This is a genomic window from Acetobacterium sp. UBA5834 (assembly GCF_002435675.1).
Classification (GTDB): domain Bacteria; phylum Bacillota; class Clostridia; order Eubacteriales; family Eubacteriaceae; genus Acetobacterium; species Acetobacterium wieringae.
In genome coordinates this window covers 1-17,097 of sequence record NZ_DJGY01000067.1, presented here as the reverse complement: position 1 = coordinate 17,097, position 17,097 = coordinate 1, and the positions used below count along the sequence as shown (strand labels likewise).

The following is a 17,097-nucleotide window of genomic DNA, read 5'->3' as shown; positions in this document are numbered from 1 at the left end:
TCATGTGTTCAAGTCCGCAGGGTCGCCACGATCCGATCCTTGTTCAACAGCAAATCAAGCGCATCCAATGGGCTATTTACAGCGATATCCGCTGCTAGCAGGGACTTCACACAACAGCCTTCTTCTCCCATCACCACAATCGCCAGTTGACTGACCGCAAACATTTCCCGATCATTGTTGCCATTGCCGATGGCAACATTGGTCGCACCGCCAAGCGCCTCAACAAAGGCCTTTTTCTTTTGGGCAATATTGTCCCTGGTAAAAATCTCAATCGTCACCGGCAGATCACCGCATTGCTCACGTACCAACCCAAAGGTATCGGCAGTGAGAATATGCACCTCTACCAATTCCGCCAAAGCCACCAACCGTTCTTTGAGCCCCGCCACCAGATAGCCATCGACCGCCAGGGTGCCATTATAATCAAAGGTCACATGTTCGACCACCATGGTCTCATGACCAGGAATTTCCAGATTAATCATTTTTCACCTCGTTGTTTTCGTTATCTACATTTAAAACAATCACCGTCACCGCTTTCTTTTGGCAGTCTTTTTTGAGTCGGTTACACATAACCTGATAAGCTGCGGGGTTGAGTCCCCGGGGTGGGGGATTGACGATGATCAGTTTAGGCCGCCGGATCCGGGCCATGCCATACTCCAGCCGGATGTATTCGGCTTCGCTGAGATCGATGATCCGGGTTTTCAGTTTATCATCAAGCCCCATCATTTTAGCCACCATACTGAGATTTACCCGGTTTTCCCGGAGCTGGAGCAATAGCCTCATCAGCACCGTGCTGACCCGGGTTCTGGCCTGCCGCAGCTGAGGGTGCTCAAAGATAACGGCATACTCCTGCCGCCGTAATCGCTTTAACTGCTCCGGTTTGTCGCAGGTAAAGGTGATCCGGTTAAAAATCAACCGTTCGTTGGGTTCCAACGACAGACCTGATATCTTTTTTAGAAAAGCATTCTTGTCAGTCTGGGAGCCAAAGGTTTTTTCCTTAAAACCGTTTTTTTCGACCGCAAAGATCCGCTGGCCACCTTTACGGATCTGCAGCAACGAAAAATCCCGGTAACTGTCCAGCGACTGTCCAGATTTTTTAAACAAATCCAGCATCGCCAGGGTCATCTCATTGACCAGCGCAAAATCTTCCAGTGAAAAGACCCCGTCCAGCTTGTTGACCAATTCCAGGGCGCCAAATACATCAGCTTCATCAATCCCCAGCGGCACCGCAATCTCGGAGGTGATGGTCAGGCCCAAGACCCGGTTCAAACTAGCAACTGGCAGCCGATAATGTCGGGAATCTCTGATATACAGTGGCAATCCCTCAAAAACGGATTGGGCGGCAATCCCCTGGCCTGGCCGCAGTTTCAGCTGATAGAGATCCTCCGCCCCGGGACTCTTAATAATCAGCGGATAAATAAAAGGGCCCCGGTCATCTTCATCCTTTAACCAGATTATCGCCACCCGGGCTTCGGTGACCAGCAGGATCTCGTCCAGGGTGGTGCTGAACAGCCGCGGCAGCGAGGTGATTTCGGAAAGTTTTTCCTGAAAGCGGGCCATGCATTCGTCATGAGTCAGTCGCTTTTCGGCGGCATAGTCATGAAACAGCCGGGATTTCAGCTGGCTGGCGGTTTCCCGGATAACCCGGGCCCCTTCGAGATTTCCAAATTCGTCAAATTTCACCTCAGCAAAGCCGTGAATATCAATAAAACGCCGGGATGCATAGCGATTAAGGGGGGCCGTCCGGCTGATATAAGAAACATAACTGGCCTTGCGGGTGGGATCATTCTGATGAACAATGTACTCAAAACGGTCCGTCTTCAGAGCTTCCTTCTGAGTATCATTCATGGTATACCAGCAGTAGGGCTGGGCGTTAACACAGTAGGCCCGGGTGTTTTGGTCAAGGCGGTTGATATAAACATAGGTCGCCAGATTGCCGCCTTTGGAATGTCCCAAGATATTGCGTTCACCGAGGATTCCGGCCATGTAATGGTCGTAAAAGTTCATGGCCTGATGATGGTGTGAAGTAACCACACCCAGCGAGGCAATCAGGCATCCGCCCCAGTCCAACACAATGCTACTGGGATACATCTGCTCGCAGCCACTGAAAACTACAGCCCCATTATTGTCCTGGTCAGCCAGGGCGAGGCCCACAAAGCTGGTTTTATTTTTGTCAGTCGTGTTGCCAAAGCGGCCATAATTATCATTGACATAACCCGTTATCACAACGTCATCAAGATTCTCACTGGATGCAAAGATTCGTTTAAAATGAGCCTGCCGGCGTTTTTTATATTGATAGCCATTTGCTGAACAGCTGATAAAGCCAGGATACACCGAGTAACCACAGTATTCCACCAGGTCGATATACTCGTCCAGCTTCATCGGGGCTTCACGGCTAATCCGGTTTTTGTGCTCCGGCGGTAAATGAAAATAAACCAGTTCCAGTAACAGATATTTTTCCACATCCAGCAGGTTGCTCATTTTTAGGCTCATGATATTCCTCTTTTCATTGCTTATTGTCAAATGATATCATAATCAGTTTCGGAATAAAAGACGTGATTGCCTCGTCTCAACATAAATTAATTTAATTTTTTTTAATATATGTTGCATTTGCAACTGCCAAAAGAGCTGATATGTAGTATCATTACGTCATCGTCAGTGATACTACCACTGATAGCCCAAAAACCCATCACCCAAACTGCGGAATTTTTTATGAATACGATTAAAGTTTGTAAAGACAAAAAATTGTAAGCTTTTAAGAATAAAGGGTTATAAGGCAATGTTTCTGGGTAGACTATAAGTAGTTGTGCTATTGCATGGTTATTTCCCGTTAATTCGGGTTAACAGATAAAATATTTTACGAGAGAGGTAAAAAGATGAAAGATATGTTTTGTTTTCAATGTGAACAAACGGCCAAAGGAACTGGATGTGAGGTCAGCGGTGTCTGTGGTAAAACACCGGTTGTTGCCGGCGATCAGGATAAGTTAGTCGGTGCCTGTATTGGACTGGCCAAAGCCGTTCAAAAAACGGCTGCCACCGAAGCCACTGATGCATGTATTAAAAAAGCCCTGTTTACCACGGTTACTAATGTTAGCTTCGATGACGAAAGCATCAAAGCGATGGTCGCCTGTGTCGACAAAATGAAAGCGGATCTTGATCCAACCGCTGAAGATTATGACATGGCCCAATTATGGGACGACAACGAAGACATCCGTTCTTTAAAAACCCTGATCCTGTTAGGGATAAAAGGGGTTGCGGCCTATGCTCATCATGCCGAAATACTTGGTTACAAAGACGCTGACGTTGATGCTTTCTTCTATCAAGCTTTAGCTGCTGTAGGCTCTGACTTAGGGATGGATACACTGCTACCACTGGTGCTTAAAACTGGAGAAATCAATTTAAAAGTAATGGCGCTGCTTGACAAAGCCAACACCGAAACCTACGGCACCCCAGTCCCCACCGAAGTGCCATTAACCATTGAAAAAGGACCATTTATCATCATTACTGGTCATGATTTACATGATTTGAAATTATTACTGGAACAAACCGAAGGCAAAGGCATCAATATTTACACCCACGGTGAAATGTTACCTGCCCATGCTTATCCAGAACTCAAAAAACATGCCCACTTAAAAGGAAACTTCGGAACCGCATGGCAGAATCAACAAAAAGAATTTGCTGATGTTCCAGCACCAGTTCTGTTCACTACCAACTGCATTATGCCAGTAAAAGAAAGCTATTCAGACCGTATTTTCACCACTGATGTGGTTCAATACCCCGGAATGATCCATGTTGGCAAAGAAAAAGACTTTGCTCCTGTGATTGCCAAAGCGCTGGAACTGGGCGGATATCCGGAAGACAAAGCCATGACTGGAATCAATGGAGGTACTAAAGTCCTGACCGGATTTGGCCGGGGTACGGTGCTGGGCGTAGCGGATAAGGTCATCGACGCTGTTAAAGCCGGCGCCATCAAACACTTCTTCCTGGTTGGCGGATGTGACGGTGCGAAACCAGGCCGTAACTACTACACCGATTTCGTTAAACAAACTCCTGACGACACCGTTGTCCTGACCCTGGCCTGTGGCAAATACCGCTTCAACGACCTGGATCTGGGCACCATCGGCGGCTTGCCACGACTGATGGATATGGGCCAATGTAATGATGCTTACTCAGCGATTATGGTTGCGGTTGCCCTGGCTGAAGCCTTCGACTGTGGCGTCAACGAACTGCCGCTGTCGATGGTATTGTCCTGGTACGAACAAAAAGCGGTTTGTATCCTGTTGACCCTGCTGCACCTCGGCATTAAAAACATCTTATTGGGACCATCACTGCCCGCCTTTGTTTCACCAAATGTATTAAACGTGCTGGTTGAAAACTACAATATCGGACCAATCTCGACTCCAGAAGCTGACATGGCAAAATGTCTGGGTCAAGCTTAATCTAAAGCAATAGCGTAGCAGTACCATCAGGCTTGATTAATACTGCCAATTTTTAACATCTTCTAACCAATAAAAAGTCTGTCAAAGATCCCCTAAAAAGGACTTTTGACAGACTTCAGTTTTACCGCAACAATCACCAAAAAACTTGAAGGAGGACTTGTTTATGGGTTACCAAACTACTGCAGCGAAAATGAATACGATTTTTGCTGACTTGTCAAAAGACTACCTTATCTATGCCCCCAAACGGTATGTCGGCGATGGCACCTTTGTCCATATCGACACCATCCGTTACGGTGAAATCACCGATCTTTCTGAAATTGAATTTGCTGAAAAATCAAACTATTCGTTTAAAGAGGTTTTACTGCCCATTTCTGAAACCCTATTTTACTTTACCGAAAATGAAATGAAAGAAGCAGACGCTCCCAAAAAAGGCGCCATTGTTTTCTTACGCAGCTGTGATCTCCACGGTCTGAAACGAATGGACACCATCTATCTGGAAAACGGTGCCGTGGACACCTATTACAAACGGCTCCGGGACAATACCAAATTTATTCTAATGGGCTGCGAAAACTCCTTTGAAAATTGTTTCTGTGTGTCCATGGGCACCCAGACCAGCGATGATTATGACGCTTATCTTAAAGTAACTGGCGAAACCGTACTGGTGGACAGCCATTGGGATGCTCTCGACGCTGCCCTGGCTGGAGCAACTCCAGCCTCGGTCATTCCGGATTCGGTCACCGCCAATGAGACGGTGGTGACGATTCCCGAAACGGTTCCCCAGACCCTGTTTGATGACCCCTTCTGGGAGGATTACGGCAATCGTTGCATTGCCTGCGGCCGCTGTAATTTTGTCTGTCCCACCTGTACCTGTTTCACCATGCAGGACATCTTCTACACCGACAACGGCAAAGCTGGCGAACGGCGGCGGGTTTGGGCATCCTGTCATATCGATGGTTATACCGATATGGCCGGCGGTCATGCCTTTCGAAACGACAAGGGTCAACGGATGCGTTTTAAGGTACTGCACAAGGTCAACGACTATAAACGGCGCTTCGGCACCCATATGTGTATCGGCTGCGGTCGCTGCGACGATGTCTGTCCCGAATATATTTCTTTTGCCAATTGCATCAATAAGCTCAACACCCTAGTCAATGACACCGCAAAGGAGGAAAACTAAATGGCTGAACTTAATCCTTATATTCCTTTTCTTTCGGAAATCACTGAAGTGATCAAACATACCGAAATCGAATATACCTTCCGGATGACCTACACTGGTGATGTCAAACCGGGTCAGTTTTTTGAGGTATCCCTACCGAAGTTCGGGGAAGCACCGATTTCAGTCAGCGGCATCGGTGATGGCACCGTCGATCTGACCATCCGTAAAGTCGGCAAGGTTACCGATGAGATTTTTGAAAATTATGTGGGTGACACCCTGTTCTTGCGGGGGCCCTATGGCAATGGTTTTGATATCGAGAACTACAAGGGCAAAGAAATTCTGCTGGTGGCCGGCGGTACCGGTCTTTCCCCGGTTAAAGGGATTGTTGATTATTTCTCGGCCCATCCGAACGACTGCAAAAGCTTTACCCTGCTGGTGGGCTTTAAATCCCCCAAGGATATGCTCTTCAAGAAAGACTTTGAAGAGTGGGAAAAGAACATCAAGGTGGTCCTCACCGTTGATTACCCGGATGATGACTATTCCGGCAATTGCGGCCTGGTCACCCATTATATTCCCGAGCTGCTGGTCAAAGACCTTAAAGAAGCCGTCGGCATCATCGTTGGTCCACCGGTCATGATGAAATGCGTCATCAGTGATCTGCTGGCCAAGGGCTTTTTCGAAGAAAACCTGTGGATCTCCCAGGAACGAAAAATGTGTTGTGGCATCGGTAAATGCGGCCACTGTAAAATTGATGATACCTATATTTGTCTGGACGGCCCGGTATTTAATTACACCAAGGGAAAATTTTTAAAGGATTAGGAGGAGCGCCATGTTAGATCTGAATACCAAGAAGATAAAGAAGAATGCCTATCGCATCACCAAGGTTCGTGGGGAAACCGCTTCCCGAATCCGGGTTCCCGGGGGACTGTTAACCGCCGAGCTGCTGCCATTGATCCAGAACATCGCCCAAACCTATGGTGATGGCAAGATCCATTTAACCACCCGTCAGGGCTTTGAAATCCCGGGGATTAAATACGGGGACATCGACACCGTCAATGCCCTACTGCAGCCGATTATTGAAAAGCTGGAAATCAATCAGGAAATCCCCGGCAAGGGTTATACCTCCGCCGGTACCCGGAATGTTTCGGCCTGCATCGGCAGCAATGTCTGTCCTTTTGCCACCTATAACACCACCAATTTTGCCAAGCGGATGGAGAAGGAAATCTTCCCCAACGATCTGCATTTCAAGGTGGCCTTCACCGGCTGTGCCAATGACTGCATCAAAATCCGGATGCATGATTTTGGGATCATCGGTATGACTGAACCCCAATATGAAAAAGAACGTTGTATGGGCTGTCAGGCCTGCGTCAAGGCCTGCAAGAAAAAATCGGTGGATGCTTTGTCGGTGGAAAACTACCGGATTGTCCGCAACACTGAAAAATGTGTGGGCTGCGGCGAATGTGTCATCAACTGCCCCACCCGGGCCTGGACCCGCAGCCCGGAAACCTACTACCGACTGGTGATCATGGGTCGTACCGGCAAACGGAATCCCCGGCTGGCTGAAGACTTCCTGGTCTGGGCCACCGAAGATGCGATTATCAAAATCGTCAAAAACACCTACGGTTTTGTGACCAATTACATCGACCGGGATGCTCCTGGCGGCAAAGAACACATCGGCTACATCATTGACCGCACCGGTTTTGAAGAATTTAAAAAATGGGCCATGGATGGCGTGGAACTGGATTCCCGCACCATCGTCAAAAACCCCGTTTACTGGAGCGGCATACACTATGTCTGATTTTTAATGATCGAACAAAAAACGACCTAGTCACGATTAAGTCGTTTTTTTCTATTCTCATTAATTCTTGAAAACTAACCCAGTACCGACAATTGTTATATCATGTTGTGTGCCTCAAGGCGAACAGTTGCAACGAAACGCCGATGTTCAGCCGAATTTTTATTTGCAACTGTACGAATTGTGCGCATACAACAGATTAACAATTGGTCGGTACGGTAGTTGCCGTAACCTAAAACGACTTTGTCTCACGATTAAGTCGTTTTTTATATTATGTTCTTATTATTCACAAATCCATTTCTAAGCTTTGGCGATTTGTTTGCCAAAGTCAATGGCCAGTTCCTGTTGGGCGGTGTCCGGGTTCCACTGATTGCGGATACCCTCGTTGATGATTTCAAAGCCGGCACCAGTCAGCCATTCATTTAATACCTTGGTAGACTCACCACTCCAGCCGTAACAGCCAAAGGCGGCGGCTTTTTTATTTTTAAACTTCAGCTCTTTCATCAGGTGAACAAAACCAGCAATGGAATGAAGAATACTGCCGCCGATGGTCGGTGAGCCAATCAACACCGTTTTTGATTTAAAGACCTCGGTGATCAGATCATTCTCATCGCTTTTGGCCAGGTTGAAGACCTTCACTTCGACATCCGGGTCGGTCAGACCGATGCCCTCAGCTATTTTTTCAGCCAGGGTTTTGGTGCCGTTCCACATCGTGTCGTAGATAATGGTAATCTGATTTTCCTGATAATCTCCGGCCCACTGGGCATATTTCTCAACGATCTGCATCGGGTTGTCGTTCCAGATCACGCCATGGCTGGTGGCAATGATATCAATGGTCAGATTGAAGGCAATAATTTCGTCCAGTTTTTTCCGCAGGATGGCACTGAACGGGGTGAGAATATTGGCATAATATTTCATCGCTTCTTTGTACAAGTCACATTGATCAACCAGGTTATTATACAATCTTTCGGTGGCATAATGCTGGCCAAAGGCGTCATTACTGAATAGTATATTGTCCCCTGTCATATAGGTAGCCATACTGTCCGGCCAGTGGAGCATCTTCATTTCCACAAAAATCAGTTCTTTGCCATTACCCAGATCCAGCTTGTCCCCGGTTTTAACCACCTGGAAGTTCCAGTCCTGATGATACTGACCCTTTAACGATTTAACTGCGTTTTCGGTACAGTAAATCGGTACATCGGGAATTTTCTCCATCAGTGCTGGTAAGGCCCCGCTGTGGTCAACTTCCCCATGGTTGGCCACAATATAGTCGATCTCACTCAAGTCAATGACCTGGGCGAGATTTTCAACAAACTCTTTGGCATAGGGCATCCACACCGTGTCAATTAATACCGTTTTTTCTTCTTGAATCAAATAGGAATTGTAGGTGGAGCCATGATTTGTTGAAAATTCATTGCCATGAAACTGCTGCAGTTCCCAATCCACTTTACCAACCCAGCTAACATTGTTTTTGATTAATTTTTTCATCATTTTCCCTCTCATACACTACTAAATTCACAAAACCTTACGCTTAAAAATATCCTTTAATGATATCTACCCGGAATTCTTATAAATAATCGGTTGTTTTACCCAACCTGTGGATAAAAAAACACCGATATTACAACCAATCACTGTAATACCGGTGTTTTAAATTATTTCAAATGCTTAGCAAGCCATTTTTGACTGCAGTTTTGATGGCAGCACTTTTACCATTTACTTCGAGTTTTTTATAGACATTCTGGAGATGGGTTTTTACCGTGCCCGGAGCAATAAAAAGCCGATTGGCGATTTCTTCACGCTTTAACCCCCTGGCGGTCAGCAGTAACACTTCGTGTTCCCGTTGGGTCAGCGTTACCCGGAACAATTCGCCATTTTTCAGACTCTGACAATAGCTTTCACTCAGTGACACCAGTTTGTGGCGATATGGGTCCTCCGGGTGCTCGGCCGCCGACGCTTTGAGCATTGGCAAAAGCTGCGGTGCATTCTCCACAAAAGGCATGACAATCCCGTCCGGCTGTGCTTCGGTGAGCACCCGGTTAAGGACTTTTTGCCCAGCTCCCAGGCCGTTAAGATGGTATTTGGCAATGGCGTCAAAAATGCCGTTATGAATAAAGCCCAACTGGTTATGATAGATCGAAAAATACTCCCCAAAGCTTTCAACCAGTACCTCAAGCTTGACAAAATTCCGGGAGGCCACAACCGCCTTGCCATAAACCAGATAATTAAAGGCCACCCCCTGATAAAACAGATCCGCCGTTGTCATATTGCCGATCTGGAGCCAAAAGGGAATTTTTTCCACCTGATCCAGGCAGGCATAAATATAACCCTTACAAATATCCAGTGTGGTGTTGAAAATAGGGTTTTTGACGGCCAGAATTTCTTTTTCCAATTCCCGGAAGCGATTCAGGGCGTCATTGATATGCCCCTGAAAAATCTCCAGCCGAATTAAATTAAAGTTGGCGCAAATGATAATGCTGTACTGCTCTTTGGTTCGGGCTTTATAAATCGCCTTGTCACTGTTTATTTGCGCCTCGGTCCAGTTGCCGGTTTCAAGAGCAAATTCAGCCCTGGCCAGGTGTTCTGAACCGGTGCCATTGCCGTTGGCATAGCGGGGGTAAACTGGAAATTTCTTGATCACCAGGGCGGCGGTTTTTTCGAAGGCCCCCGGATCCCGGAAATAATTGTAAAGTAAATGGGGCGAGCCAAAGGTAAACTCATTATCCCGCTGCATAATGTAGGACTGCTCCCCATTTAGCAGCTCATTGATCAGATCATTCCGGGCAGTGGACGCTTCGACATGATTAAAGAGGGTGAACTTGCGGACAATATTAAGCTCCGCCAAAATCCGGTTTTTATCGGGTCGGGTGTGATCATCCAAAGCGGTAAAATACTGCTCCAATTCGGCCAGCTGTTGGCAGCAGACCGCCGCCGTTTCGTCATTTCCCCGCAGCAGCGAAACCAGAATATGCTGCAAATAGGCCAGCGGGTATTGATGCAGCACTGCGATCGGGGTTTTGGCAAACAGCTCCCCGGCGCCATCAAATTCAGCCAACTCATTGCGGATATTTTCGGGATTATTTAAATGCTCAAGGATGCGCCGATCGGCGCCGGCCTGATAAAAATAACGATAAGCTTTGGGAAACTCCTGGTGGATCAGATACCATTCCCCCAACCGATAATACACCATCTGTCGTTGTTCTGGGGAAAACCGCTGTCTGGTTCGCAAAAAATCCAGCAGCACATGATGAATCTGATAGCTTTTATTGATCTCATCAAAATAAATAAAGGAGTTTTCCTTTTTCAGATGACCAAGAATCACGCCAGCCTTGGCTTCGCTGGTAATAAACCGGGCCTGTTCTTCGGTAAAGGCGTCCATCACCGACAGTTGAATCAGAAAATCCTGGATGGTGTTGTCATAACCGGAAAAAATGGTTTGATTGATCAGCTCTTCAATGGTCATGTTCAGGCCCACTGGAATCCCCTGCTCCAGTCCAAGCAGCAGCATATAGGTCAGGGTTATCCAGCCGCCGGCATAGTCGTTTACTTGCTGTACATCTTTTTCAGAAATGGTGTCCATCATCATCAGGCAATAATCCCGGACTTCTGCCTCGGTGAATTTGAGCAGATCCTGATTGATCAATTGACAATATCCTTTGGCCACCAGTTCGGCGCTGTTTAAATGAACCGTATTGCGGGTGATCAGGATCAGAGTAAAATTTTCGATCCCCTCCGAAACAATCTGCGCCACCAGGCGATTCAGCGGTTCGCTATTGGTCAAGTGATAGTCATCCAACACCAGAATAATTTTCTCATCACTAACCATGTCCGACAGCACCGAAATTACCTGATCCATCTGCGGGACATCCACCGGAAAGCCCAGCTGTTTCAGGGTCTCGCCACTGGCTTGATCGATCCGGCTAACTGCGGTGGCAAATTTGTGCCAGTAATAATCAATAAACCCCGTCTCCGGCTGAAATGTGATCCAGATCGGCTGAAGCCCCGCTGCTTTAAGAAAATTCCGGACTGCCGTTGTTTTTCCGTAACCCATGGGCGCTTCGACGATGGTCAACGGATAATCAAAAAGATTGGCCAATATTTTATTGATGCGTTCTCGCTGTAAAAATTGTATTTTCACGAATGTCTCATTTCATTGTGTGATTTTATTTTAAATCAGGCAAATCATAACTACCGATTAATTTATTATAGCCGGATTTTTTACATCTGTTAAGTTTTTTTTGAGGACATCGTTTATTATTGGCATTAACCTTCTATATTGATGATCGCATCGGCCCAGTCCTCATAAAAAGAGGATTCATGGGAGACCAGAATCAGACTGCCAGTCCATTTGATCAGCTCTTTTCTTAACACCTCTTTGGCATCGGCATCGAGGTGGTTGGTCGGCTCATCAAGGATTAAAAAATTGGCCGGTGTCAGCATCAGGATGCAGATTTTAACCTTGGCCTGTTCCCCACCGCTAAGGGTGTCGACGCTCTGAAGCATACTTTTGGCCTTTAAACCACACTGGGCCAGATAGCGCCGCAACTGACTCTGAGACAGTTTGGGATAAGCATCGGAGACCACCTGAATGGGGGTCAGGGTGGGATTATCCCAGTTGAGATCCTGTTCAAAATAGGCGACCTTGATATTGTCGGCAAATTTAAATTTGCCGGAAATCGCCGGGATCTGCTTGATCAGGGTTTTAAGCAGGGTGGATTTGCCAATCCCGTTAAACCCGGTAATCACGGTTTTCTGACCTGACTCGATTTTAAAATTAAGTTTAGATAGCAGCGGATAATCATAGCCAATTTCCAGATCTTTGGCACTCAAAGAACGTTGGGCCGAAATGTGCAATGCGTTAAAGCGGAAATTGGGTTTGGGCACCAGTTCCGGTGGTGGCAGCCGATCAATTTTATCCAATTGCTTCTGCCGGCTTTTGGCCATACTGGCGGTGGCAGCCCGGGCTTTGTTTTTGGAAATATAGTCTTCAAATTTCTTGATCTCCTTTTTCTGGGCCTCAAATTCCCGGATATAACTTTCCCGTCTGAGACCTTTCAGCTCAATGAACTTTGAAATATTACCGCTGTATTTTTTAATGGTGCAGAATTCAATGTCACAGACACAGGTGGTAATCTTGTCCAGAAAATCAAAGTCATGAGAAATCACCAGAAAGGTGCCCTCATAGGTTTTTAAATAATCGGTGAGCCAGGTCACATGCTCCTTGTCCAGAAAGTTGGTGGGTTCATCCAGCAGCAGCACATTGGGTTCTTCCAGCAGCAGCTTGGCCAGAATGACCTTGGCCCGCTGCCCGCCGCTGAGATTTTCCAAAAAGCTGTCCATTCCCAGGGCAGTAATCCCCAAACCATCAGCAATTTTTAACACACGGCTCTCCAGTTCATAAAAGCCCGAGTTTTCCAGCAAGCTCTGCAGATTAGCAGCCCGGTTCATGGCTTTTTCACTGCAGTCGCTGGCCATGTTTTCATAAATTCTGGTCAACTGGGCTTCGGTTTCGTAGAGCTCATGAAACGATGTTTTCAGATAGTCAAACACCGTAATCTCCTGATCAATCTGGGCATGCTGATCCAGATATCCGACCTTAATGCCCTTTTGCCAGCGAATCTCCCCACCATCGGGAATGATTTCACCAATTAGGGTATTTAACAAAGTGGTCTTGCCAGTACCATTGCGTCCGACAATCCCCATGTGCTCACCTTTGAACAGTTCAAAGGAAGCCTCTTGATATAAAATTTTATCACCAAACGAATGTGATAAATTGATAACGTCCAATAGTCCCATTTTTTTCTCCTTTAAAAATTCACAAAATAAAAACAGAGAGTCACCCTTATACTGACTCTCTGTCATTATAAAAGGCCATAACGAGCATTGCGTTATGGCCTTAAAACTTTTTGTATGGCTATCGGTTTAGGCGCAGTAAAACAAAGTATAGCATGCTATAGCCTATAATCAAACAAATAACGTAGTACCGACAATTGTTATATCATGTTGTTTGCATCAGAGCGGACACGGCGATAGCCTGTCCGAGTCTGCAGGAAACAACAGATTAACAATTGGTCGGTACGGGAGTTTGCCAATAAACTCTAGTAAACTGCTATCCTATCAAGCGCTTAGACCGATGAGAATAAAAGTTTTACACTTTATCTTTAGGCTCTAAACAATGTCTCATCGATAATCCCATTGTCAGAGCTGCTTCAATTGTTAAAATCATCATCTCATACCTTTCAGTTACTGTTATTAGTGTAGCAAAATTGCCTGGACTTGTCAAATGGCAGAAAAAACCAGCGCCATTCATCTTAAACGACACTGGTTTTCTGAAAGTATTGTGATTATATCTACATCAGCTTGCTGATATTTTTGGTAAAGGCCACCACATCGTCCAGTGGCAGTCCGGCAATCAGGCGGGCCTGATTGTAAAGCAGTTCGGTGTAAAGGGCAAATTGCTCGTCGTCGGCTTCATAGTAAGTTTTCAGTTTTTCATAAACCGGATGGTTTTTGTTGATTTCCAGCACTTTCTTGGCCTTCACATCGCCACCCTGGGGCATGGTGTTTAAGGTCATTTCCATTTCAATGGACAGATCCCCTTCAGTGGACAGATAGGCCACGTCATCTTTTAAATGAGCGGTGGTTTTAACCTTAACCACCTCATCACCGATCAGTTCTTTCATTTTTGCCAACAGCTTTTCATCCACTTCGGAAGTCTGCTCAGCATCGTCTTTCTGATCTTCTTCCGGTGCCTCCAGTCCCAGATTCTGGCTGGATACGGAACGGAATTCTTTTTCGCCGTATTGTCTTAAGGTCTGAGTGACAAACTCATCAATGGTTTCGGTTAAATACAGGATCTCATAATCCTTGTCTTTGATGATCGAAACCTGGGGCAGTTTTTCCAGCTGGCTGACCGATGAGCCGGTGGCATAATAGATGTATTTCTGGTCTTCCGGCATCCGCTCCACGTATTCCTTGAGGGTCACCATCTTGCCTTCTTTGGATGAATAGAAGAGCAGGAAGTCCTGCAGTTTTTCCTTGTCCTGACCCCATTTATCATAGGTACCCACCTTGATCTGGTTACCAAAGGCTTTAAAGAATTTTTCATAGGTTTCCCGATCGTTTTCCTGCATTTTTTTGAGTTCTTCAGAAATTCGGGAATCGATTTTGCGGCTGATCAGTCGCAGCTGACGATCCTGTTGGAGCATTTCCCGAGAAATATTCAGGGAAATATCTTCCGAGTCCACCACCCCTTTGACAAAGCTGAAGTAATCCGGCAGCAGCTCACTGCATTTTTCCATAATCAGGACACCGTTGGAATAAAGCTCCAGACCTTTTTCATAATCCCGGGTGTAGTAGTCAAAAGGCGCCTGACCGGGAATATAAAGAATCGCCTTGTAGCTCATGGCCCCTTCAATACTGAGGTGAACATGGGCCAACGGGGCATCAAAGCCCAGTCGTTTGTCATGATAGAAATTGTTGTAGTCTTCATCGGTAAGCTCATTTTTATTTTTGCGCCAGATCGGGATCATTGAGTTCAGCACATCATCCGACAGATAGGTTTCGTATTCCGGATTATCGCTGTCTTTGGTTTCTTCTTTAATGCGACTATTTTCAACCACCATTTTAATCGGGTAGCGGATAAAATTGGAGTAATGTTCCACCAGATGACGGATTCGGTAAGGCTCCAGATAATCATCGTAGTTGTTGTCTTCGGTATTTTCTTTGAGATGCAGGGTAATTTTAGAACCATGGGTTTTGCGGGTTCCCGGTTCGATGGTATAACCGTCAGCCCCTTCTGAAACCCATATATAGGACTGTTCGGAATCAACCGCCCTGGTTTCCACGGTAACCTTGTCAGCTACCATAAAGGCCGAATAGAAGCCGACTCCAAACTGACCGATGATGTCGAAATCTTCTTCCATTTCCTGTTCGCTTTTGAAATCGCTGGAACCGCTTTTGGCAATGGTTCCCAGATTGTCGTCCAGTTCCGCTTCGGTCATTCCGATCCCGGTGTCTTCAATGGTCAGAGTACGGTTGTCCTTGTCGGGATGAATCCGGATATAGTAGTCGTCCTTATTAAAGGTTTTATCTTTGTCGGTTAATGTTTTGTAATAAACCTTGTCGATGGCATCCGATGCATTTGAAATCAATTCCCGTAGAAAAATTTCTTTATTAGTATAAATTGAATTGATCATCAAATCCATCAGACGCTTGGATTCAGATTTAAACTGCTTCTTTTCCATAACATACCTCTTCTTCATTTTGTATATTGTTAGCACTCTTTCTGAAAGAGTGCTAACAATATTGTAAGTAACTTTATGAAAAGTGTCAACACTTTTAATGATTTTTTAAGGCTGAGTGACTGCTCAGAGACAAGTAACCGTCCTATAAAAAATGCCCGGACAAGCATTGTTGCCGGGCATCTTTTGTTTAGCAGGATCTTATAATTTAAATTCGGTGGTGAAACGTCGGATCGCTTCTTCAGTGTTTTCTTTGCTGCCGAAAGCGGTTAGTCGGAAATAGCCTTCACCGCTGGGACCAAAGCCCACACCAGGGGTTCCGACAATGTTGACCTCGGTGAGGAGTTTGTCAAAGAAGCTCCATGAATCCATGCCCTCTGGCGTTTTCAGCCAGATATAGGGAGCATTGACACCGCCAAAAACTTCAATGCCAGTACTGGCAACCCCTTCACGGATCAGCTTGGCGTTATTCATATAGTATGCCACCAGAGCCTTAATCTGCGCTTGACCGGCTTCGGTATACACCGCTTCAGCGCCTTTTTGAATGATGTAGGGCACACCATTGAATTTAGTACAGTGGCGACGGTTCCATAGTTTATTGATTTCAACCGGCTCCCCGGCTTCAGTGTAGCCCATCACTTCTTTGGGCACCACCACATAGGAGCAACGGGTTCCGGTGAAGCCAGCATTTTTGGAGAAACTACGGAATTCAATGGCAACCGCTTTGGCACCTTCGATCTCATAGATACTATGAGGGACATCATCTTCCTGAATATAGGCTTCATAAGCTGCGTCATACAGAATAATGGCCTGGTTAGCTTTGGCATAATCCACCCACTTTTTCAGTTCGGTTTTATTAATGGTGGTGCCAGTCGGGTTATTGGGAAAACAAAGATAGATCAGATCCACCTTTTCGGTTGGTAATTGGGGAACAAAGCCATTTTCAGCGGTACAGGGAATGTAGACCATGTCGCTCCATTTGCCATCAGCACCTAAGGTGCCACTTCGACCAGCCATAACGTTGCTGTCGACATAGACCGGGTATACCGGATCGGTGATGGCAATTCTGGTATTCTGACTGAAGATTTCCTGAAAATTGGCAGTGTCACTTTTGGAACCGTCACTGACAAAGATTTCGTCCACCGCCAGTTCAACGCCCCGGGCTTTAAAATCAAACTCGATAATTTTTTCCAGCAGGAAATCATAGCCCTGTTCCGGACCATAGCCCTTAAATGTCTTTTCGCTGGCCATTTCGTCAACTGCGCTATGTAAGCCGGTGATGACTGCTTCGGGTAGCGGTTTCGTCACATCACCAATCCCCAATCGAATGATGTTTGCCTCCGGATTGGCCGCTTTATAAGCTTCCACCCGTCGTGCGATTTCTGAAAATAGGTAGGATCCAGGTAGTTTTAGATAATTTTCATTAATTAATGCCATTTTATTTTTTTCCTTCCTATATTGTCAAGCCTC

Annotated in this window: 11 protein-coding genes; 4 read left to right on the top strand and 7 right to left on the bottom strand. The window is 46.1% G+C overall.

The window, feature by feature from the left end:
- Window positions 1-8: 8 nt before the first annotated feature.
- Window positions 9-479, bottom strand: a complete 471-nt coding sequence (locus B3F51_RS13515; RefSeq protein WP_070369809.1) for an HAD family hydrolase — start codon at window positions 477-479, stop codon at window positions 9-11.
- Window positions 472-2,490 carry a GAF domain-containing protein gene (locus B3F51_RS13510; RefSeq protein WP_070369808.1) on the bottom strand — a complete coding sequence of 673 codons (2,019 nt, stop codon included), beginning with the start codon at window positions 2,488-2,490 and terminating at the stop codon, window positions 472-474. Before B3F51_RS13510 ends, B3F51_RS13515 begins: the two co-directional genes overlap by 8 nt.
- A gap of 383 nt (window positions 2,491-2,873) precedes the next feature.
- Between B3F51_RS13510 and hcp the strand changes: the two genes are divergently transcribed.
- From hcp to asrC, 4 genes are all read left to right on the top strand, one after another.
- On the top strand, window positions 2,874-4,436 hold the full coding sequence (hcp, locus tag B3F51_RS13505; RefSeq protein ID WP_228883524.1) for a hydroxylamine reductase: 1,563 nt from the start codon (window positions 2,874-2,876) through the stop codon (window positions 4,434-4,436).
- A 163-nt stretch (window positions 4,437-4,599) separates the two neighbouring features.
- Window positions 4,600-5,613 carry an anaerobic sulfite reductase subunit AsrA gene (asrA, locus tag B3F51_RS13500; RefSeq protein WP_286947604.1) on the top strand — a complete coding sequence of 338 codons (1,014 nt, stop codon included), beginning with the start codon at window positions 4,600-4,602 and terminating at the stop codon, window positions 5,611-5,613.
- Entirely contained in the window at window positions 5,614-6,411 is a 798-nt protein-coding gene (gene asrB, locus B3F51_RS13495; protein ID WP_286947602.1) for an anaerobic sulfite reductase subunit AsrB, read from the top strand. It abuts the gene before it with no gap.
- Between the two features lie 10 nt (window positions 6,412-6,421).
- A complete protein-coding gene (gene asrC / locus B3F51_RS13490) occupies window positions 6,422-7,390 on the top strand; it encodes a sulfite reductase subunit C (protein WP_286947599.1) in 969 nt (322 codons plus the stop codon).
- Between the two features lie 297 nt (window positions 7,391-7,687).
- Here asrC and B3F51_RS13485 read toward each other — a convergent pair whose 3' ends face one another.
- The 5 genes from B3F51_RS13485 to B3F51_RS13465 form a co-directional block, all read right to left on the bottom strand.
- Window positions 7,688-8,875 carry an anaerobic nitric oxide reductase flavorubredoxin gene (locus B3F51_RS13485; RefSeq protein WP_070369902.1) on the bottom strand — a complete coding sequence of 396 codons (1,188 nt, stop codon included), beginning with the start codon at window positions 8,873-8,875 and terminating at the stop codon, window positions 7,688-7,690.
- Window positions 8,876-9,044: 169 nt separating this feature from the next.
- Window positions 9,045-11,522 carry a LuxR C-terminal-related transcriptional regulator gene (locus B3F51_RS13480; protein ID WP_286947598.1) on the bottom strand — a complete coding sequence of 826 codons (2,478 nt, stop codon included), beginning with the start codon at window positions 11,520-11,522 and terminating at the stop codon, window positions 9,045-9,047.
- A gap of 125 nt (window positions 11,523-11,647) precedes the next feature.
- Entirely contained in the window at window positions 11,648-13,180 is a 1,533-nt protein-coding gene (locus B3F51_RS13475; RefSeq protein WP_286947596.1) for an ABC-F family ATP-binding cassette domain-containing protein, read from the bottom strand.
- A 554-nt stretch (window positions 13,181-13,734) separates the two neighbouring features.
- Window positions 13,735-15,630: a molecular chaperone HtpG gene (gene htpG / locus B3F51_RS13470; RefSeq protein WP_286947594.1), complete on the bottom strand. Its 1,896-nt coding sequence runs from the start codon at window positions 15,628-15,630 to the stop codon at window positions 13,735-13,737.
- A gap of 198 nt (window positions 15,631-15,828) precedes the next feature.
- Window positions 15,829-17,064 carry an LL-diaminopimelate aminotransferase gene (locus tag B3F51_RS13465; protein WP_070369474.1) on the bottom strand — a complete coding sequence of 412 codons (1,236 nt, stop codon included), beginning with the start codon at window positions 17,062-17,064 and terminating at the stop codon, window positions 15,829-15,831.
- Window positions 17,065-17,097: the final 33 nt, after the last annotated feature.